We start from the raw sequence: 19,938 nt of genomic DNA on the forward strand, positions 1-19,938 counted from the left end.
CGCTTTCGATGACAACCGGAGTAATTCCGGCTCACTTCTCGCACATCGCGATGGTGACCTGTCGGTTACCTGGCGTCCGGATACTCCGCGAGCAGGGTCGACAGGAAGCAGTCCGCCGCGGCGGCGGCGCGGTCCGGATCGCCCGCGATCACTGCCTCCACCAGCTCGACGTGTTCGGCCTCGAAGGAGCCGCCGGATTTGGCTGTCCGGGAGCGGATTCCGGCCTCGATGACCGGTAGCAGGGAATCGTAGAATTCCAGGTATACGGCATTGTGGCTGGCCGCGACGATGGCGCGGTGCAGCTGCAGATCGGCCTCGATGGCGACGGGATTGTCGTCGTCCCAGGACAGTCGGCGCTCCTCCAGCAGCCGCCGCAGGTCGGCGATGTCGGCCTCGTCGCGGCGTCGGGCTGCCAGCGCGGCCGCGGTGGTGTCCAGGGCGCGGCGCAACTCGAGGATGTCGCGTTCCTGAGCGTCGGCGAAGTACTGGTTGAGCGTCGCGCCGAGGTTCGAGGTGGAGATGACATAGGTCCCGGAGCCTTGGCGGCGTTCCAGCATGCCCGCGTGCACGAGCGCCTGGACGGCCTCGCGCACGGTGTTGCGGCCGGTTCCGGTGAGCTCGGTGAGCTCCGGTTCGGTGGGGATGCGGGAGCCGACGGGCCAACGGCCGGAACGGATTTCGGCACGAAGCTGCTCGGTCACCTGGGCGATGAGGCTCGTGCGCCGGACTGGTTGCACGCATGACAGCGTACCGTGCCTCACATTCGTTGCATCACATCATCGGGTCATCCTATGATTTCTCGGTGACTGCGACCCTGGATGAGACGACCCTCGAGGTCGGAGACCGACCGACAATCGACCGCATCGCCAAGCGCCACCTCACCGAGGGGCGCTTGCTCGTGCTGGCGGCCATTGTCATGTCGGCGCTCACGCTGCGGGTCGCCGTCACCGCCTTCACGCCGCTGGCCACCCAGATCGGGGAGGACATCGGCTATTCGACGGCGATCATCGGCGTCTTCGGCATGATCCCGACCGCCATGTTCGCCGTCGCCGGACTGCTGACCCCCGTCCTGGTGCGCCGCTTCGGCCTGGAGAGCACGGTGCTCATCGCCATGCTCATGACCGGCGTCGGCTCGGCCATTCGCGCGCTGGTGCCGCAGACCTGGGAGCTGCTGGCCTTCTCCGCGCTGGCGCTGACCGGGATGGGCATCGGCAATGTGGTGATCCCGCCGCTGGTCAAGCGCTACTTCCCGGATCGGCTGGCGCTGCTGTCCTCGGTCTATATCGTCATGGTGCAGTTGGGCACGGTGATTCCGGCGCTGGTCGCGGTCCCGGTGGCCGAGGCGCACGGCTGGCGTATCTCGCTGGGCCTGTGGGCGCTGCTCGGCTTCGCCGCCGCCCTGCCCTGGCTGGGGGTGCTGCGCGACCGGCGCGGCCACGCCAAGGCCGATGTCACCGCACTGCCGACCACCGCGCAACCCGACGGCAAGGTGTGGCGCTCGCCGGTGGCCTGGGGGATGGCGTTCATGTTCGGCATGACCTCGCTGATCACCTATTCGGTGTTCACCTGGCTGCCGACGATCCTGCACGACGCCGGGGCCAGCCTGGCCTACGGCGGCAGCATGGTGGGCGTCTTCGCCCTCATCGGCCTGGTGGCGGCGCTGGGCGCGCCGCTGGTGGTGGGCCGGGTGGCGAATCCCTTCCCGGTCGCCGTCGCCTGCGCGCTGTGCTACTTCGTCGGTTTCGCCGGTCTGCTGATCGCGCCCATGACCGCCACGCTGGCGTGGGTGCTGCTGCTGGGCCTGGGCCCGTCGACCTTCCCGATGGCGCTGACCCTGATCAATATGCGCACCCGCACCGCCGCCGGTTCCGCCTCGCTGTCGGGGTTCACCCAGGGCGTCGGCTACACCGTGGCATGCGTCGGCCCGGTGGTCTTCGGCCTGCTGCATTCGGCGACCGGGGGCTGGAAGATTCCTTTCGCCATGCTGTCGGTGGCGGTGTTCGTCATGCTGGCCGGTGCGTGGCACGCCTGCAAGCCGCGCATGCTCGAAGACAGCTGGAATTGATTCACCGTTCGAGTTGCCGACGCGTGAGGTATCGGAGATGCTGGTGACGGCCATCTCACCTCACGGTCGGCCATTCGGGATTTCTGTGTTCCGTGACACGCGGAAACCGTTGTGTCACATGGACGAAACATAGCGGTAGTTCTCACGGCCGAATCCGGAGAATCGTGAGCAACCGTTGATTCTCCGGTCATTTGGCGCAGCATTCGCGCAATACCGGTTTCCTACCTTGGGGCCTATCCAGATTTCAGGAGGCCCCTTGTTCCGCACGTTGACGCGCAATCACGACATCGAGCACTGGGATGCCGAGGACGTCGCCGCTTGGGAGGCAGGCGGCAAGGACATCGCCAAGCGCAATCTGATCTGGTCGGTCTTCGCCGAGCACATCGGGTTCTCGGTGTGGTCGATCTGGTCGGTCATGGTGCTGTTCATGCCGACCGAGCAGTTCGGCATCGACACCGCCGGCAAGTTCTTCCTCGGTGCGGTCCCGACGCTGGTGGGCGGCATCATGCGCATTCCGTACACCGTCGCCACCGCGAAGTTCGGCGGTCGCAACTGGACCATCTTCAGCGCGCTGGCGCTGCTGGTGCCGCTGCTGCTGACCCTCTACTTCATCAACCAGCCCGGCACCTCGTACACCACGTTCCTGATCGTGGCGGCGTTCGCGGGCCTGGGCGGCGGCAACTTCTCGTCGTCGATGTCGAATATCAACGTCTTCTACCCGCAGCGGCTCAAGGGCTGGGCGCTGGGCATGAACGCGGGCGGCGGCAATATCGGCGTGCCGGTGATCCAGGTGATCGGTCTGGCGGTCATCGCGACCCTGGGCAACGCCTACGGCAATGCCTCGGTGGTCTGCGTGGTGTACCTGATCGCGGTGGTGGTGGCGGCGCTGGGCGCGGCGCTCTACATGGACAACGTGAAGAACCAGAAGGCCGACATGTCCTTCATGATCACGGCACTGAGGGTGCCGCAGTCGTGGGCCATCGCCTTCCTCTACATCGGCACCTTCGGCTCGTTCATCGGCTACAGCTTCGCCTTCGCGCAGGTGTTGCAGATCAACTTCAAGGCGGGCGGGTCCACTCCCGCGCAGGCCGCGCTGCACGCGGCATCCATCGCCTTCATCGGCCCGCTGCTGGGTTCGCTGGCCCGCCCCTACGGCGGCAAGTGGGCCGACCGCATCGGCGGTAGCCGGGTCGCCCTGTACATGTTCGGCGCGATGACGGCGGCCACCGTGGTGGTGGCCACCTCCAGCGCCATCGGCGACAGCGCGGGCAGCCTGACCGGCGGCGTGCTGGCGGCCATGATCGTCGGCTTCGTGGCGCTGTTCATCATCTCGGGCCTGGCCAACGGCGCGGTCACCAAGATCATCCCGTCGGTGTTCGAGGCGAAGTCCCGCAGCCTGCCCGGTGACGCGAAGTCCCGCACGCAGTGGGCGCAGAACACCTCGGGCGCGCTCATCGGCTTCGTCGGCGCCATCGGCACGCTCGGCGGCGTCGGCATCAACCTGGCGCTGCGCTCCTCCTACGCCGCCACCAACTCCGCCACCACCGCGTTCTGGGCGTTCATGGTCTTCTACGTGGTGTGCGCGGCGGTCTGCTGGACCGTCTTCCTGCGCCGTCCGAGCTCCGGCCGCGGCGGCGATGTGGTCGCCGAGGCCGAGGCGCTGGTGCTGAAGGCCGAATCCGAATCCGCCACTACCTCTTCCACGTCCACGTCGGCGCGAGCCTGACCGGAAACCACCCACCGAAAGGACAGACTGTCATGACGCACACAGTCGAACGCAAGACCGCGGTGGTCGTCGGCCACGGCATGGTCGGACACCGCTTCGTGGAGGCCCTGCGCTCCCGCGACGAGGCCGGGACCTGGCAGGTCGTCGTGCTCAGCGAGGAAGCGCTGCCCGCCTACGACCGTGTCGGTCTGTCCTCCTACGTGGGCAGCTGGCAGGCGGAGGGACTCGCCCTACCCGGCAACACCTACGACGGCGACGTGCTGGTCGATCTGCGCCTGGGGGTGCGCGCCGACACCATCGACCGCGATGCCCGCAAGGTGGTCACCTCCACCGGCGACGTGATCGCCTACGACGCGCTGGTGCTCGCGACCGGTTCCTACGCCTTCGTGCCGCCGGTGCCGGGCCACGATCGTCCGGAGTGCTTCGTCTACCGCACCATCGAGGATCTGGACGGCATCCGCGCCGCGGCCGAGGCCGCCGGTCCGGGTGCGGTCGGCGTGGTGGTCGGCGGCGGTCTGCTCGGCCTGGAGGCCGCGAACGCGTTGCGGCTCATGGGCATGACCCCGCACGTGGTCGAGTTCGCCCCCCGGCTGATGCCGGTGCAGGTGGACGAGGGCGGCGGCGCGATCCTGGAGCGCCTGGTCACCGATCTCGGCCTGCACGTGCACACCGGTGTCGGCACCGCCTCCATCGCGGAGGCGGAAGACGGTGCGGGTCTGAAGGTCACGCTGTCGGACGACTCCGTCATCGACGCCTCCCTGGTGGTGTTCTCCGCCGGTATCCGGCCCCGCGACCAGATCGCCCGCGACGCCGGGCTGGAGGTCGGCCCGCGCGGTGGCGTGATCACCGACCTGGGGCTGCGCACCTCCGATCCGCACATCTACGCCGTCGGCGAGGTCGCCGCCGTGGAGGGTGTCTGCTACGGCCTGGTGGCTCCCGGCTACACCACCGCCGAGATCGTGGCGGACCGGCTGCTCGGCGGTGCGGGCGAGTTCCCGGGCGCCGACCTGTCCACCAAGTTGAAGCTGCTCGGCGTGGACGTGGCCAGCTTCGGTGACGCCTTCGGCACCACCGAGGGCGCGCTGTCGGTGGTGCTGCACGACGCCGCCAAGGGCACCTACGCCAAGCTCGTCGTCTCCGACGACGCCAAGACCCTGCTCGGCGGCATCCTGGTCGGTGACGCGTCGGCGTACGCGGCGCTGCGCCCGCTGGTCGGCAGCCCGCTGCCCGCCGATCCGGCCGCGCTGATCTCCCCGGCCGGTGCGGAATTGGGCGCCGACGCGCTGCCCGACGACGCCCAGATCTGCTCCTGCAACAACGTGTCCAAGGGTTCGATCTGCGGCGCGATCGCCGAGGGCGCGTGCGACGTGCCCGCCATCAAGAGCTGCACCAATGCCGGAACCTCGTGCGGCGGTTGCGTTCCCATGCTCAAGAAGCTGCTGGAGCAGTCGGGCGTGGAGGTGTCGAAGTCGCTGTGCGAGCACTTCACGCAGTCGCGCGCGGAGCTGTTCCACGTCGTGCAGTCCACGGGTATCCGCACGTTCTCGGAGCTGATCGCCAAGCACGGCACCGGCACCGGCTGCGATATCTGCAAGCCGACCGTCGCCTCCATCCTGGCGTCCACCTCGAGCGATCACATCCTCGACGGCGAGCAGGCCGCGCTGCAGGACACCAACGACCACTTCCTGGCCAACCTCCAGAAGAACGGCACCTACTCGGTGGTGCCGCGCATGCCCGGCGGCGAGGTGACCGCCGAGCAGCTCATCACCATCGGCGAGGTGGCCAAGGAATTCGGCCTGTACGTCAAGGTCACCGGCGGCCAGCGCATCGACATGTTCGGCGCGCGCGTGGAGCAGCTGCCGCTGATCTGGAAGCGCCTCGTTGACGCGGGCATGGAGTCCGGTCACGCCTACGGCAAGTCGCTGCGCACCGTGAAGTCCTGCGTCGGTTCCACCTGGTGCCGCTACGGTCAGCAGGATTCGGTGGGCATGGCGGTGCTGCTGGAGAAGCGCTACCGTGGCCTGCGTTCCCCGCACAAGCTGAAGCTGGCCGTCTCCGGCTGCGCCCGCGAGTGCGCGGAGGCGCGCGGCAAGGATGTCGGCGTCATCGCCACCGAGCACGGCTGGAACCTGTACGTGGGCGGCAACGGCGGTCTCACGCCCAAGCACGCGGTGCTGCTGGCTGGCGATCTCGACGACGAGACCCTGATCAAATACATCGACCGCTACCTCATGTTCTACATCCGCACCGCGGACCGGTTGCAGCGCACCGCGCCCTGGCAGGAGGCCCTGGAGGGCGGGATCGACTACCTGAAGCAGGTCATCTGCGAGGACAGTCTGGGCATCGCCGACGACCTGGAGGCCGCCATGGCCTCCCACGTCGCCGGTTACCGCGACGAGTGGGCCGCGGTGCTCGACGACGAGGAGAAGCTGTCGCGCTTCGTGTCCTTCGTCAACGCCCCGGACGAGGCCGATCCGACCATCTCCTTCGACGACAGCGGCGAGCGGAAGGTGCCCGTCCTGCTGGGTATGCCGGAGATCTCGCCGGAATCCTCGACCGCCACGTCGGGGAAATGACTGCTTAACCGCATGGAAACAGGACGCCGGTACCAATGGGTAAGGCGTTCGGAGGAGAGTTACCGATGACCGTGATCGACACACCCAGCTCAGCAGTCACCACCACCATTGCCGGTTGGACGCAGGCGTGCCGACTGGACTACCTCATCCCCGGCCGCGGCGTGGCGGTTCTGTTGAAGGGTGGCCGACAGGCGGCCCTGTTCCTACTGCCCGACGGCTCGCTGTACGCGGTGGGCAATATCGACCCCTTCGGCCGGGCGGCGGTCATGTCCCGAGGCATCGTCGGTGACCGCGGTGGCGTGCCGGTGGTGGCGTCGCCGCTGCTCAAGCAGGCGTTCTCGCTGATCGACGGGCGCTGCCTGGACGACGAGTCGGTATCGCTGCCGGTGTACGCGGTGCGGGTGGCCGACGGTGTGGTCGCGGTGTCGAACGAGCCGCTGGACATTCCCGGTGGTACCGCATGACCGAGCTCGATTCGCCTACCCCGCTGGCCGGGTTCACCATCGGCATCACCGCCGCGCGACGGTCCGAGGAACTCGCCACCCTGCTCCAGCGCCGGGGCGCGAATATCGTTACCGCCCCGGCGATTCGAATCATTCCGCTGTCGGACGACACCGAACTGGAGCGGGTGACGCGCCAGCTGGTGGCGGAGCCGCCGCAGATCGCGGTGGCCACCACCGGCATCGGCTTCCGGGGCTGGATGGAGGCCGCCGAGGGCTGGGGCCTGGCCGAGGAACTGCGCGAGACGCTCTCGGCCACCCGCATGCTGGCGCGCGGACCCAAGGCCAAGGGCGCGATTCGCGCCGCGGAGCTGCGGGAGGAGTGGTCGCCGGCGTCGGAGTCCTCGGCCGAGGTGCTGGATCACCTGCTCGCCCAGGGCGTCGAAGGGGTGCGCATCGCGGTGCAGTTGCACGGTGCGACCACCGAATGGGAGCCGGTGCCGGACTTCTGCGAGGTGCTGCGCATGGCCGGGGCCGATGTGGTGCCGGTGCCGGTCTACCGGTGGATTCCGCCGGAGGACCGCACGCCCATGGACCGGCTCATCGAGGCCATCGTCACCTCCGGCCTGGACTGCGTGACCTTCACCAGTGCGCCCGCCGTGGCGTCGCTGCTGATGCGCGCCAAGGAGACCGGACTGCTCGAGGCGGTGCTGCACGCCCTGCGCGGGCGGGTGCTGGCCGCCTGTGTCGGACCGATCACCGCCGCGCCGCTGGAGGAGCTGGGCGTGCCCACCTCCATGCCCGGTCGAGCCCGTCTGGGCGCGCTGGCCCGGCATGTGGCCGAGGAACTTCCCCGGCGCGCCAATCGAATTCAGGCCGGTGGCCACAATCTGAGCGTGCGCGGCGGCTGCGTGGTGGTGGACGGCCAGGTGCGCCAGCTCGCCCCCGCCCCGATGGCGCTCATGCGCGCGCTGGCCCGCCAGCCCGGACGCGTCGTCTCCCGCGAGGACCTGCTCGCGGCCCTGCCCGGCGGCGGTGAGGACACCCACGCCGTGGAGACCGCCATCGCCCGCCTGCGCGCGGGCCTGGGCACCCCGAAAGCCATTCAGACCGTGGTGAAACGCGGCTACCGCCTGGCCCTGGACCCCACCGAGAGCTACGACAACCCGCGCCCGGCCACCCCCGCACCCCGCCAGCCCTACCCGGGCCGCGGCGCGAATCCCGGTGCGCGCCCGGTCTTCCCGCCCCGTGCTCCGGGGCCGGACCAATCCTCCGCATCGGCCAGTTTCCGCCCGGCCCACTCCGTCACCGCCCACACGGAATTCCCCGCCACCCCGGCCTCGGCCCGCCCCGTCCGTGTCGCGGATTCTGCTGTCGCACCCGCTCCGTCCCGCTTGGCTCGCGGCGCGGAGCCCCCGGCTCGTCCGGTGGACGTCCAGGCGGCGGCCCGCCCGGTGCGGGCCGCGGATTCGCCAGTCGCCCCGGCTTCCTCGCGCTCGGCGCACGCCGCGAATACTCCGACTGCCCAGTCGGTGCGTGCCGTGGATGCCGCTGTCGCATCGGCGTCGTCGGGCTCGGCCCGTCCCGCGGATACTCAGGCTCGTCCGATGGACGTCCCAGCGGCGTCGCGTGCGGTTCGGCCCGCGGATCGTCCGACCGCGTCGGGCGTCCACTCGGCGGACGTCTCGGCCGCGTCGACGCGACCCGGTTCGCCTACCCGCTCGGCGAGTGCCGCACCGGCCCAAGGGAATCCGCCGGTCACGGGTTCCGGCGTGCCGGTCCGCCCCACCCGCCCCGCACCCAGTCTGGGGGCGTGGTGACCACCCCGGCCCTGGTGCTGGTGGCGCACGGCACCCGCAGCACCAAGGGCGTCCAGATGATCGCCTCCCTGGCGGAGGCCGTGGCGCGCGAACTCGGCGCGCCCCCCGAGACCGGTGCCGGTGCCGTTTTCGGGGCAGCACCGGCACCGCTGACTGAAACCGCCCCCACCGCAATGCCTTCCACCCGCACGACGCGGGTCACGGGGCCGGGCGGCTCGGCTGTCCGGGGCGTGCCAGTGCACGACCCGGCCACCTGCGGCTGGGGCGTACCGGGGGCGGCGGCCGACGGCTCGGTCGTCGGCGACGGAGCCGCTGCCGATCGGACGGGCCACCGTATGGGCGCGGGCGCGGTCGATGCGATCTGCTTCGACTCCACGCGTGCGGGTGCGGCGCGCGGCGCGGGAATGCCGACGGGTGAGCCGGCCTCTCCGGGCACGCACGGTGCGCGGCCGTGCGGCTGCGGTGTGGGAACCGCGGTGTCGGCTCGGCCCGCTATCGACGCACCGCGGGTGCGTACCGCGTTCGTGGATGTGCTCGGGCCGTCTCCAGCCGAGGTGTTGCGGAATCTGGATGCGGTTCCCGCGGTGGTGGTTCCGGCCTTTCTGGCGTCGGGGTACCACGTGTACCAGGATGTGCCGCGAGAGGTGGCCGCGAGTGCGCACGACGCGGTCGCGGTCACCCACGCGATGGGTCCGGATCCGGCGCTGGCGGCGATCATGCGGATGCGGCTGCGGGCTGCGGGGTGGCGGCCGGGTGACGCGGTGGTCTTCGCGGCCGCCGGTTCGTCGGACGCCCGCGCCCGCCAGGATGTGCGGCGCGCCGCGGGGCTGCTCGCGGAGCAGATCGGCGGCCCGGTCCGCACGGCCTACATCGCCACGGGCGCGCCCCGGGTGCCGGAGGTGGTCGCACAGGTCCGCGAGTCCGGCGCGCGCCGCGTCTTCATCGCCTCCTACCTGCTGGCCCACGGCCTGTTCCACCAGCGCCTGCACGAGTGCGGCGCGGACGGCGTGGCCGACCCGATCGGCGTCCACCCGGCCGTGGTCCGCCTCATCGCCGACCGCTACCGCACCGCGGCCCGCACCCTCGCCACGGTGCCCGCGGCCTGACCCCGAACACCGCGATTCCCGGTGGGAGCCACCGGGAATCGCGGGCGGGAACATCGACTAGCGCGCACCGTGCGGGCCGGGCGCGGCGCTGCCGGTGTACTCACCCAGGTCGGCGACCAGCTCGGTCAGCTCCGGATCGCTGTCGTAGCGGCGCTGGTGCAGGGCCGCGATCCTGGCACCCATCTCCGGGTCCGGGTCGTCGGTGATGTCGAAGCTGGCGAACTTGTCGACCAGCGGCAGGCCGACCCGGTCGGTATTGCGGTGGGCCGGGTGGATCAGGTACTCCCAGTAGCCGTCCAGATCGTCGATGGCGAAGACCGCGCCCCATTCGTACTCGCCGCCGAAGTCGCGGCCGACGACGAAGGATCGCACCGAGGGAATGACGCGCCCCTGGTTGCGCAGACTTTCCAGGGCTTCCTCGACGGCCTCGGGGGTGGCGTCGGCGCGAAGCGTGAAGCGGTTGCCGTGATAGATCATTTCTCTTCCTTTTCTGTGCGTGAAACCGCGGGTGCGGCTTCGGATCACCTGGTGCGGATCAGGGCGGGGGCGGCCAGCGCCGCGCCCACGACCATGGCGAGCCCGGTCCAGCGGAACGCGCCGTCGATGCCGGTGACCGCGATGAGCGGCGCGACGACCAGCGGTGAGAGGAACTGGCCGAGGAATATCCCGGACACCAGACCGCTCAGCACGCGACCGCGCCGGGCGGCGGGTGCCAGTTCGCTCAGTCGCAGATTCAGGGTGGGTACGGCCAGGCCGACGCCGAACCCGCCGATCAGCAGGCCGATCACCACCGGGGGCACCGTCGCCGCGGTTCCCACCAGCAGCCAGCCGATGCCGAGCAGCGCCACACTGGCCGCGGTGAGCACGCCCGCGGTCCAGCGTCGCCGTAGCGCGGGAAAGGCGAGTGCCCCGAGGACGCTGCTGAGCGTGGTCGCGGCGACCACCGTGCCCACGACCGCCGGACCGCTGCCGAAGTCGGCCAGCAGGAACGGCAGTTGGGTCGGGGCCATGTAGAACGCCAGCGTCACGCCGAAGGCGAGCAGATACAGTCCGGTGACCGGCCCGAGGACGCGCTGCGGCGTGCCGTCCGCGGTACCGGCGTCCGCGCCGGATCCGCTGTGCCGCGGCGTTTTTCGCAGGGCCACCAGAGCGAAGGGCACGATGACGGCGGATGCCGCGTAGAGCCAGAACGGGGACTTCCAGTTCGAGGCCGCCAACAGGCCCGCGAGCGGCAGGAATACCACGCCGCCGACACTCGCGAAAGCCTGCTGTAGGCCGAGGAAGGACGCGCGCCGCGGACCGTCGAACCAGTCGGTGATCGTGGCGCTGACCGCCGTCATGATGCCGCCGACGGCCACTCCCAACAGTGCTCTGGTCGCCAGCAGGACGGCGAGGTCGTCGGTGAAGTATCCGCCGACGCCCGCCACCGCGTACAGCGTCAGGCCGCCGATCAGCAGCGGTCCGCGCCCGACCCGGTCGGCGACCGCCCCCGCCAGCGGTGCGCTGATGGCGATGGCCAGTGAGGTGATGGTGAGGGCGAGCCGCACCAGCACCTCCGCCCCGGCCGTGTCGGCGAAGACCGCCCGCATGGCGGGCAGGCTCGGCGCGATGACGGCCGGTGCCATGATGGTCAGCGTGGCGGCGGCCAGCAGGGTCGCGCGGGCGACTCGCGTCGGTACGTCCGTGCCGCGCGCCTGGGTGGTCTTCGGTGCCGCGGTCATGATGTGCCTCCCGGATCTGCCGTGTTCGACGTGCTGACATCGAGAGTTCCAGCGGGGCGGCGGCGCTCGCGTCGGCGAAAATCGCCTATCTCCCTACAATCCGGTCATGGCGGTGGATATCGGACTGGTGGGGCGGCGGGAGTCGATCCGCTGTCTGGCGGACGTGCTCACGTCCGCTCGCACGGGTTCGGGGGCCGCGCTGCTGCTGCGCGGCGACCCCGGAATCGGCAAGAGCGCCTTGTTGGCCGAGGCCGAGCGCCGCGCGGACGGCTTCCGGGTGCTGCGGGCGGCGGGGTCGGAGTTCGAGGCGGAACTGCCCTTCGCCGGGCTGCACCAGCTGTGTGCGCCGGAGCTCGATCGGCTGGCCGCCCTGCCCCCGGCGCCGCGCCGTGCCCTGGAGGCCGCGTTCGGTCTCGCCGACGCCGCCCCCGACCTGTTCGCCATCGGCGTCGGCGTGCTGGCGCTGCTCGGTGCGGCGGGCCGGGAGCGGCCGCTGCTGTGCGTCGTCGACGACGCACAGTGGCTCGACGATGCCTCGGCGCGGGTGCTGTCGTTCGTGGCGCGGCGCATCGGCTCCGAGCCGATCGCCATGCTGCTGGCGGCCCGGATGTCCGGCTGGACGGCGGCTCTGGACGCGCTGCCCGTCGTCGAGGTGCACGGGCTCGACGATGCGGACGCCCGCGCCCTGCTGGCTGCCGGTGTGCCGGGGGCATTGGACGACCGAGTGCGCGAGCGCATGCTGGCGGAGGCGCGCGGGAATCCGCTCGCCCTGCTGGAGTTACCCCGACATGGGGTGATGGCAGGCGGTTTCGCCGTTCCGGACGAGTATCCGGTCACCGCCGCCATCGAGCGCGGTTACCGCGCCCGGCTGCTGGCGCTGCCGCCCGCCAATCGGCTGCTGCTGACGATCGCCAGCGCCGATCCGACCGGTGATCCCGGGTTGTTGTGGTCGGCCGTCGACAGCGCCGGTCTGGATGCGTCGGCCGCCGCGGACACCGGCGGACTCGCGGATTTCGATGTGCGCGTGCGCTTCTGCCATCCGCTGGCCCGCTCGGTGGTCTACCGGGCCGCCGATCCGGAGCAGCGGCGGGCCGCGCACGGGTGGTTGGCGGCCGCCACGGACGAGGTCACCGATCCGGATCGGCGGGCGTGGCACCGCGCCCTGGCGTGCGCCGGTCCCGATGACGAGGTCGCCGCCGAACTCGAGGTCGTGGCCGGGCGCGCCGAGACGCGCGGCGGGGTCGCGGCCGCCGCGGCCTTTCTGGCGCGGGCGGCGGCCCTGACCCGGGACCCGGATCTACGGGTGGACCGCAGTCTCACCGCGGTGCGGGCGCGACTGGCGGCCGGTGCGGTGGAGGCGGCCGCCGATCTGCTGGCCACCGTGGACGAGGGGCGACTCGAGGTGGCGCGGCGGGCTCGCGTGGATCAGCTGCACGGCCAGCTCGCCTTCGCGCGCGATGCCGACGGTGCGGGACCGGCGTTCATGCTGCGCGCCGCGCAGCGGCTGGCCGCCGCGGATCCGCGGCGCTCGCGCGCGTATTTCCTGGACGCGCTGGAGATGGCGCTCGATGTCGGCCGGGCTACCGGTGTGATGGACATGGTGCTGGAGGCGGCCCGCGCCGCGCCGCCCGCGCCCGCGCCGTCGGGCGCATCGGACGCACTGCTCGACGCCATGCTGTCGTTGTCGGCCGGAGACCATCGCACCGCCGCCGCGCTGCTGCGGCCGATGCTGTCCGAGGGTGCCGCCGAGATGTGGACGGAGCGGCCCGCGCTGGGCGTCATGCTGGCCGCCGAGCTGTGGGATATCGACGCGCATGCCCGGCTCACCGCCCGGCTGCTGCGGGTGGGCCGGGAATCCGGGTCGCTTCCGCTGCTGCGCCTCGGTCTCACCCAGGTGGCGACCGCCGCGGTGCATCGCGGCGATCTCGATGCGGCGGCCGCGGCGATCGCCGAGGAGGAGGCGGTCGCCGATGCCTTCGGCGCGGCGCCGCACCTCTACCCGCGACTGCATCTGGCCGCGATGCGCGGCCGTCGCGCGGAGGTGGCGGCCCTCGCCGACGCGGTGCGGTCGGCGGCCCGGCAGCGCGGTGAGGAGCATCTGCTCGCCAATGTCCATTGGGCCACGGCGATATCGTGCAATGCCGCGGGGGACTACGCGGCGGCGTTGGACGCCGCCCGGCGGGCGACCGCGCACCGGGCGCTCTTCGTCGCCGGTATCTCGCTGGCGGAGTTGGTGGAGGCCGCCGTGCGCGCGGGGGAACCCGCCGCCGCGCGGACCGCCAGCGCCGAGCTGACCGAGCGGGCCGCGGCGGCCGGTACCGCGTGGAGCCTGGGTGTGGCCGCCGGTGCGCGCGCCCTGGTCTCGGACGCGGAGGACGACTATCACGAGTCCCTCGCCCAGCTGGACGCCGCGCCACTGCTGCCGAGTCGCGCGCGAGCGCGGCTGCGCTACGGGGAGTGGCTGCGTCGACAGGGCCGCCGCAAGGAAGCGCGCGAGCACCTGCGGGCCGCCCACGAATCGCTGTCCGATATCGGTATGGCGGCCTTCGCCCGGCGGGCCGCGGCGGAGCTGCGGGCCACCGGCGAATCGGCGCGCAGCCGCACCAAACCCACCTACGACCAGCTCACCATGCAGGAACTCCATATCGCGCGCCTGGTCGCGACCGGCGCGACCTCGAAAGAGGTGGCCGCACAGCTGTTCTTGAGTCCGCGCACCGTGGACGCCCATCTGCGCAACATCTTCCGCAAGCTCGGCGTGACCTCCCGCAGACAGCTGCGTACGCTGCCGGACCTGGCTCCGAACTCCGACACGTAGTCCGCCCGGACGCGGCTCGGCAATCCGGCGAACTCCCGGCGAATCCCTCGCGGACCTGGCATCCTGGAGTGCGAACACCATGATCCGCACCGGGAACACCATGATCCGCACCGGGAGGGGACTGCCATGAAAAGGTTCACCGCCACCGCAGTGCTCCTCCTGGCCACCGCCGCCGCCTCGCTGACCCCGGCCACCGCCGCCCAGCAACCCAGTCCCTGGGTGCGGGATCAGATCGACTGGGCCAACTGCCTGCAATCCGGCCATACCGCCGCCGAATGCCGCGAGATCCTCGACGGCCCGGCCACCCGGCCCGCCCCCCGCTGAGCCCAGCCGCCCAACCAGCTACCTGGCCTGCAGTCCCATCGCCCGATGAGCGCGTGCGCCCTGACCGCTGCGGTGCGGATGCGTATATCCGGCGACGGTGCGGGTGTGCCTCGTGCCGGTCGCCGTACGACCCGACGGGGGTGGGGCATCGCGGCCGGGACGCCATCGCGGCGTTCTGGGACAAGGCCATCGCGCGCAGTGTGATCGAGTTCCGGCATGCGGACTCCTTCGCGTGCGGTGACGAGGCGGCGTTCGTGACCACCATTCGCAACACCCGTGACGACCTGGTCGTGGAGGTGGACGCGGTGGTCACCTACCGGGTCGACGCGAACGGCAGAATCCTTGCCCTGCGGGCATTCTGGGAGCTGGAGCGAGCGCGCACCAGCGCCCCGTAGCTCACGCGCCGGGCGTGCGCAGCGCCGGGAACCAGATATCGGTGAGCACCTCGGCCGCCTGCTCGGCGGTGACGTCGATGGTGCCCTGCATGGCCCAGCGGGTGAAGAACCGCTCCAATTGCGCCACCAGCAACTCGATGCGCAGTCGCGCCTCGTCCTGCTGCGCCTCGGGCCAGCGGGACAGATAGGACGTCATCACATTCGGCAGGGCGAGGATGCCCGCGCGGGCGATCTCCCGGAATTCGGGTTCCAGTGCGGTCGCCTCGTCCCAGGCGGGCAGTAGGTCCTTGTATTCCTGGAACCAGGCGATGGCCCGACGCATCCAGGCCGCGAATTCGGCGCGCGACCCGCTGTCGAGCACATGGTCCAGGTCCTCGTAGAAGTGCTGGACGCTGGGCAGCGTGCCCTGTTCGGCGATGGCGCGCAGCACGTCGGGCTTGCCGGTGAAGTGCAGGTAGAAGGTGGCGCGGCTACAGCCGACGGCGGCGGCGATGTCGTCCACCCGGACCTGGGCGTAGCCCTGGGTGACGAACAGTCGGGTGGCTGCCTCGATCAGTCGGTTGCGGGTGAGTCGCTTCTGTTCGTCGCGCAGCGAGGTGCGCCGCGCGGGTGCGGGGGTGTGCTCATCGGTCCGGGTCACGCCCCCCATGATAGACGTACGTTCACTCACTAGACACGCTGTCAAGTGAGTGTTAGCGTGTGTGGCACATCACGTCCGGCCCGACGATGCGACCCGCGGCCGAACAGGGAGAGTGAATTGGATACACGCGCATTGCCCCGGGTCTGTGTGATCGGCGCGGGCCCGTCCGGAATCACCGCCGCCAAGCGGCTCGCGGAGTACGGCATCCCCTTCGACTGCTACGAAGCCTCCGACGAGGTGGGCGGCAACTGGTACTTCAAGAACCCCAACGGCATGTCGGCCTGCTATCAGAGCCTGCATATCGACACCTCGAAGTTCCGGCTGGCATTCGAGGACTACCCGGCACCGGCGGAATGGCCGGATTTCCCGCACCATTCGCAGCTGCACCGGTACTTCCGGGACTACGTGGACCATTTCGGGCTGCGCGACCGAATCATCTTCAACACCAAAGTGATCGACGCGCGCCGTGCTGCGGACGGATTGTGGACCATCACCACCGACACCGCCCGCACCGAGGTCTACGACGCGGTGGTGGTCTGCAACGGCCACCACTGGGATCCCCGCATGCCCGACTACCCGGGCGAATTCGACGGCGTGCTCATGCATTCGCACGCCTACAACGACCCGTTCGACCCCGTCGACATGCGCGGCAAGCGCATCGTGGTGGTGGGCATGGGCAATTCCGGCCTGGACATCGCCACCGAACTGTCGCAGCGCTTCATCGCCTCGGAGTTCTACCTGTCCGCCCGCCGCGGCGTCTGGGTGCTGCCGAAGTACGTGAACGGTAAGGTCGGCGACAAGTCGTCCATGCCGGCGTGGATGCCGCCCAAGCTGGGCCTGAAGCTCAAGCAGCGCTTCGTCGTCAAGAACCGCGGCCATATGCGGAACTACGGGCTGCCCGAGCCGGATCACCTGCCGTTCGAGGCGCATCCGTCGGCCAGTGAGGAATTCCTGCACCGGGCGGGTTGCGGTGACATCACCTTCAAACCGGCCATCACCCGGCTGGACGGCCCGCGCGTGCATTTCGCCGACGGCAGTGTGGCGGAGGTGGATGTGATCGTATGCGCCACCGGGTATCACATCTCCTTCCCGTTCTTCGCCGATCCGGCGCTGAAACCCGACGCGCGCAACGTCTTCCCGCTGTTCCGGCAGATGATCAAACCCGGCGTCGACAATCTCTTCTACCTCGGCCTGGCGCAGCCGCTGCCGACCCTGGTGAATTTCGCCGAACAGCAGTCCAAACTGGTGGCCGCCTATCTGACCGGCAACTACCACCTGCCGTCGCAGGCCGAGATGCGGGCCGATATCGAGGCGGCCGAGGCCCACCGCACCGGGCGCTACTACGACTCGCCGCGACACACGATCCAGATCGAATTCGAGCCGTACGTGCGCGATCTCATGAAGGAAATGGAGCGGGGGGCCAGGCGCGCCGCCGCCTCGGGATACGCGCTGCCGGTACCGGCGCGCGCCGCCATCCGGGTCTAGGAGGACGGAAATGGGCACTGTCGCCGGTTTCTGTGTGGACGAATTCGAGCGTGTGCGAACGGCTTTCACCGAACAGGTGGAATCCGGCGCGGAATTGGGCGCCTCCCTGTGCGTCACGGTGGACGGTGCGCCGGTGGTGGACCTGTGGGGCGGCTGGGCCGACCCCGGGCGAACCCGCCGCTGGGGTGCGGACACCCTGGTCAACACCTTCTCCATCACCAAGACCATGACCGCGCTGTGCGCCCTGCTCCTGGTCGATCGCGGTGAGCTGGACGTGGACCGGAAGGTGGCGCACTACTGGCCGGAGTTCGCCGCCGCGGGCAAGGCGGATATCGAGGTGCGCCACCTGCTGTCGCACACCTCCGGGGTGTCCGGTTGGGAAGCGCCCATCGAACTCACCGATATCTACGATGTGGCGGCGTCGCAGCAGCGGCTGGCCGCGCAGCCGCCGTGGTGGGAGCCGGGCACCGCCTCCGGCTATCACGCCCTCAACTACGGGCACCTGGTGGACGCGCTCATCCGCCGTATCGACGGCCGCACCCTGGGCCGCTTCTTCGCCGAGGAACTCGCCGGACCGCTCGGGGCCGACTTCCACATCGGCACGGCTCCGGAGCATTTCGACCGAATCGCCACCCTGGTACCGCCGGACTGGATGCAGTTCGACCAGTCCCAGCTGCCACGGGACAGCGTGCTCTACAAGACGCTGTTCCAACCCCTGCTGGATTTCGACGCGGTCGCCACCCCGGCCTGGCGGCAGGCCGAGATCGGCGGCGTGGGCGGGCACGGCAATGCCCGTTCCATCGCCCGCGTGCAGTCCATCGTGAGCGCCGGCGGGGTACTCGGCGGCCGGAAGTTCCTGTCGCCCAGCACCATCGACCTCATCTTCCGGCAGCAGTCCGACGGTGTGGATCAGGCGATTCTGCTGCCGCTGCGGTTCGGCATCGGCTACGGTCTGCCGCAACCGCAGACCGCGCCCTGCGTTCCGGAGGGCCGGGTGTGCTGGTGGGGAGGTCTGGGCGGGGCCATGGTCGTCAACGACCTCGACCACCGCATCACCGTCGCCTACGCCATGAACCGCATGGCGACCGGCCTGATCGGGTCGGAGCGCTGCGACGCCTATCTGAGAGCCGTGTACGCGGCCGTGAACGACAGTCGAGGACGTGACTCATGACGAATGCCGTCGATCTCCAGGCACTCGCCGCCCAGGTGGCCGCCAAGCTGACCGGTCCGGGCGGACCATTCGAGCTGACCGTCGAAGAGGTGCTGGGCGCACCCGTCCCGCTGCTCGCGGACCGGGCCCGGTCGTTGCTGGAACTGCTGGAAGGCTCACGCGCCCACGGCGATCGCGACTATCTGGTCACCGCCGAACGCACCGTGACCTTCGCCGAGCACGCCGAGGCGGCCGGTGCGCTGGCCGCCGCCCTGGCACAGCGCTACGGCATCGGCAAGGGTGACCGCATCGGCATTCTCGCCGCCAACGATCCGGACTGGGTGCTCACCTTCTGGGCCGCCCAGTGCCTGGGTGCGATCCCGGTCGGCTACAACGCGTGGTGGGCCCCGCGCGAGATCGCCTACGGGCTCGAGCACACGCGGCCGGTGGTGGTGATCGCCGACGCCAAACGCGCGGAACTGCTGGCCGAGACCGGAACCCGCATTCCGGTGCTCACCATGGAGCGCGACCTGCCCATCCTGGTGGACGAATACCGCGGCGAGTTCCCGAGAACGGCCGTGGCGGAAGACGATCCGGCGGTGATCCTCTACACCAGCGGCACCACCGGTCGCCCCAAGGGCGTGGTGCACACGCACCGGAACCTGGTGGCCATCAGCAACTATCACCGCTTCACCGACGGCATGCTGGACGGCTTCCTGGGCCGCGACTACGACCCCGCGCCGCGCGGTCGCCGCTACCTCATGACCTCGCCGCTGTTCCACATCGCCTGCCTGCACAACCTCGCGGTGCCGCGCATCGTCACCGGTGACACCGTGGTCATCTACCAGGGCGCGTACGAGGTCGACCGGCTGTGCCGGCTGATCGAGTCCCAGCGCGTCACGCACTGGGCGGCGGTGCCCACCATGGCCAGCCGCATGCTGCACCACGATCTGTCGCGCTACGACCTGTCCTCGCTCACGGCCTTCTCGCTCAATACGGCCCCCTCCTCACCGGCCCTGCAGGCGCGGCTGCGGGAGCGGTTGCCGGTGGCGCAGGTCGCGCTGACCACCAGCTACGGCTGTACCGAGAGCGGCACCGCCGCCACCGTGGCCAATCCGGTGGAACTGGCCGCGCATCCGGAGACGGTGGGCCGCCCCATCGTGGGCGTCTCGGTGGAGATCCGCGATCCCGACGGCACGGTGCTGCCGGACGGGGAGCCGGGCGAGATCTGCGTGCGCAGCCCCTACGTCATGCTCGGCTACTGGAACGACGAGGCCGCCACCGCCGCCGCCATCGACGAACACCGCTGGCTGCGCACCGGCGACTTCGGATTCCTCAGCGACGGCAGGCTCCAGATGGCCGGTCGGCGTTCGGATCTCATTCTGCGCGGCGGGGAGAACGTCTACCCGACCGAGATCGAGAATGTCATCGACGAACATCCGGCGGTGCTGGAATCGGTGGTGGTCGGACTGCCGCACGACGACCTGGGTGAGCAGGTCGCCGCCGTGGTGGTGGTCGCCGATCCGGCCGCCGTCACCGAGGAGCAGCTGCGCGAGTTCGTAGCGCGGCGCCTCGCCTACTTCAAAGTTCCGGCGGTGTGGCGGATCACCTCGGATCCGTTGCCGCGCAATGTGACCGGCAAGGTGCTGCGTCGCGATGTGACAGTGGGGTGAGT

Annotated in this window: 15 protein-coding genes and 1 pseudogene; 12 read left to right on the plus strand and 4 right to left on the minus strand. The window is 70.3% G+C overall.

Annotated features, from left to right (window positions below):
• Positions 1–65: 65 nt before the first annotated feature.
• On the minus strand, positions 66–737 hold the full coding sequence (locus QJS31_RS03830; RefSeq protein ID WP_282784181.1) for a FadR/GntR family transcriptional regulator: 672 nt from the start codon (positions 735–737) through the stop codon (positions 66–68).
• 65 nt (positions 738–802) lie between these two features.
• On the opposite strand from QJS31_RS03830, the gene QJS31_RS03835 reads away from it, so the two are divergent.
• The 6 genes and pseudogenes from QJS31_RS03835 to QJS31_RS03865 all read left to right on the plus strand — a co-directional run bounded on the left by QJS31_RS03835 (position 803) and on the right by QJS31_RS03865 (position 9,733).
• Complete coding sequence (locus QJS31_RS03835) at positions 803–2,065, plus strand: CynX/NimT family MFS transporter (protein WP_372341500.1); 1,263 nt, start codon at positions 803–805, stop codon at positions 2,063–2,065.
• Positions 2,066–2,321: 256 nt separating this feature from the next.
• Positions 2,322–3,791 (plus strand): NarK/NasA family nitrate transporter, encoded by a 1,470-nt coding sequence (locus tag QJS31_RS03840; protein WP_306355931.1) that lies wholly within the window; start codon positions 2,322–2,324, stop codon positions 3,789–3,791.
• Positions 3,792–3,823: 32 nt separating this feature from the next.
• Positions 3,824–6,367, plus strand: coding sequence for a nitrite reductase large subunit NirB (gene nirB / locus QJS31_RS03845; protein ID WP_306355932.1), 2,544 nt, complete (start codon positions 3,824–3,826; stop codon positions 6,365–6,367).
• 65 nt (positions 6,368–6,432) lie between these two features.
• Complete coding sequence (nirD, locus tag QJS31_RS03850) at positions 6,433–6,831, plus strand: nitrite reductase small subunit NirD (RefSeq protein WP_143979661.1); 399 nt, start codon at positions 6,433–6,435, stop codon at positions 6,829–6,831.
• Positions 6,828–7,973 (plus strand): annotated as a pseudogene (locus QJS31_RS03855) (uroporphyrinogen-III synthase); the annotation flags it as partial. The gene nirD and the pseudogene QJS31_RS03855, both read left to right, overlap by 4 nt.
• 1,058 nt (positions 7,974–9,031) lie before the next feature.
• The gene (locus tag QJS31_RS03865) at positions 9,032–9,733 is read left to right on the plus strand and encodes a sirohydrochlorin chelatase (protein ID WP_372341510.1); all 702 of its coding nucleotides are present in this window, start codon (positions 9,032–9,034) and stop codon (positions 9,731–9,733) included.
• A gap of 57 nt (positions 9,734–9,790) precedes the next feature.
• Here QJS31_RS03865 and QJS31_RS03870 read toward each other — a convergent pair whose 3' ends face one another.
• Both QJS31_RS03870 and QJS31_RS03875 read right to left on the minus strand, forming a co-directional pair.
• Entirely contained in the window at positions 9,791–10,210 is a 420-nt protein-coding gene (locus QJS31_RS03870) for a Dabb family protein (protein ID WP_282786021.1), read from the minus strand.
• Positions 10,211–10,254: 44 nt separating this feature from the next.
• A complete protein-coding gene (locus QJS31_RS03875; RefSeq protein WP_282786022.1) occupies positions 10,255–11,454 on the minus strand; it encodes an MFS transporter in 1,200 nt (399 codons plus the stop codon).
• A gap of 106 nt (positions 11,455–11,560) precedes the next feature.
• Between QJS31_RS03875 and QJS31_RS03880 the strand changes: the two genes are divergently transcribed.
• The 3 genes from QJS31_RS03880 (at position 11,561) to QJS31_RS37295 (ending at position 14,988) form a co-directional block, all read left to right on the plus strand.
• Positions 11,561–14,269, plus strand: coding sequence for an AAA family ATPase (locus QJS31_RS03880; RefSeq protein WP_306355933.1), 2,709 nt, complete (start codon positions 11,561–11,563; stop codon positions 14,267–14,269).
• A 126-nt stretch (positions 14,270–14,395) separates the two neighbouring features.
• The gene (locus QJS31_RS03885) at positions 14,396–14,593 is read left to right on the plus strand and encodes a hypothetical protein (protein WP_282780047.1); all 198 of its coding nucleotides are present in this window, start codon (positions 14,396–14,398) and stop codon (positions 14,591–14,593) included.
• A gap of 140 nt (positions 14,594–14,733) precedes the next feature.
• Positions 14,734–14,988, plus strand: coding sequence for a nuclear transport factor 2 family protein (locus QJS31_RS37295; protein ID WP_349239522.1), 255 nt, complete (start codon positions 14,734–14,736; stop codon positions 14,986–14,988).
• 1 nt (position 14,989) lies between these two features.
• Here the strand turns inward: QJS31_RS37295 and QJS31_RS03895 are convergent, their stop codons facing one another.
• Positions 14,990–15,637 (minus strand): TetR/AcrR family transcriptional regulator, encoded by a 648-nt coding sequence (locus tag QJS31_RS03895; RefSeq protein WP_306355934.1) that lies wholly within the window; start codon positions 15,635–15,637, stop codon positions 14,990–14,992.
• 108 nt (positions 15,638–15,745) lie between these two features.
• On the opposite strand from QJS31_RS03895, the gene QJS31_RS03900 reads away from it, so the two are divergent.
• Genes QJS31_RS03900 through QJS31_RS03910 form a run of 3 tightly spaced genes read left to right on the plus strand, consistent with a single transcriptional unit; the run spans position 15,746 to position 19,936 of the window.
• On the plus strand, positions 15,746–17,113 hold the full coding sequence (locus QJS31_RS03900) for an NAD(P)/FAD-dependent oxidoreductase (protein WP_306355935.1): 1,368 nt from the start codon (positions 15,746–15,748) through the stop codon (positions 17,111–17,113).
• 10 nt (positions 17,114–17,123) lie between these two features.
• A complete protein-coding gene (locus QJS31_RS03905; protein ID WP_282780054.1) occupies positions 17,124–18,284 on the plus strand; it encodes a serine hydrolase domain-containing protein in 1,161 nt (386 codons plus the stop codon).
• On the plus strand, positions 18,281–19,936 hold the full coding sequence (locus tag QJS31_RS03910) for a class I adenylate-forming enzyme family protein (RefSeq protein WP_306355936.1): 1,656 nt from the start codon (positions 18,281–18,283) through the stop codon (positions 19,934–19,936). The genes QJS31_RS03905 and QJS31_RS03910 overlap by 4 nt, the downstream gene beginning before the upstream one ends.
• Positions 19,937–19,938: the final 2 nt, after the last annotated feature.

This window comes from Nocardia sp. CC213A, from assembly GCF_030766805.1.
Lineage (GTDB): Bacteria > Actinomycetota > Actinomycetes > Mycobacteriales > Mycobacteriaceae > Nocardia > Nocardia otitidiscaviarum.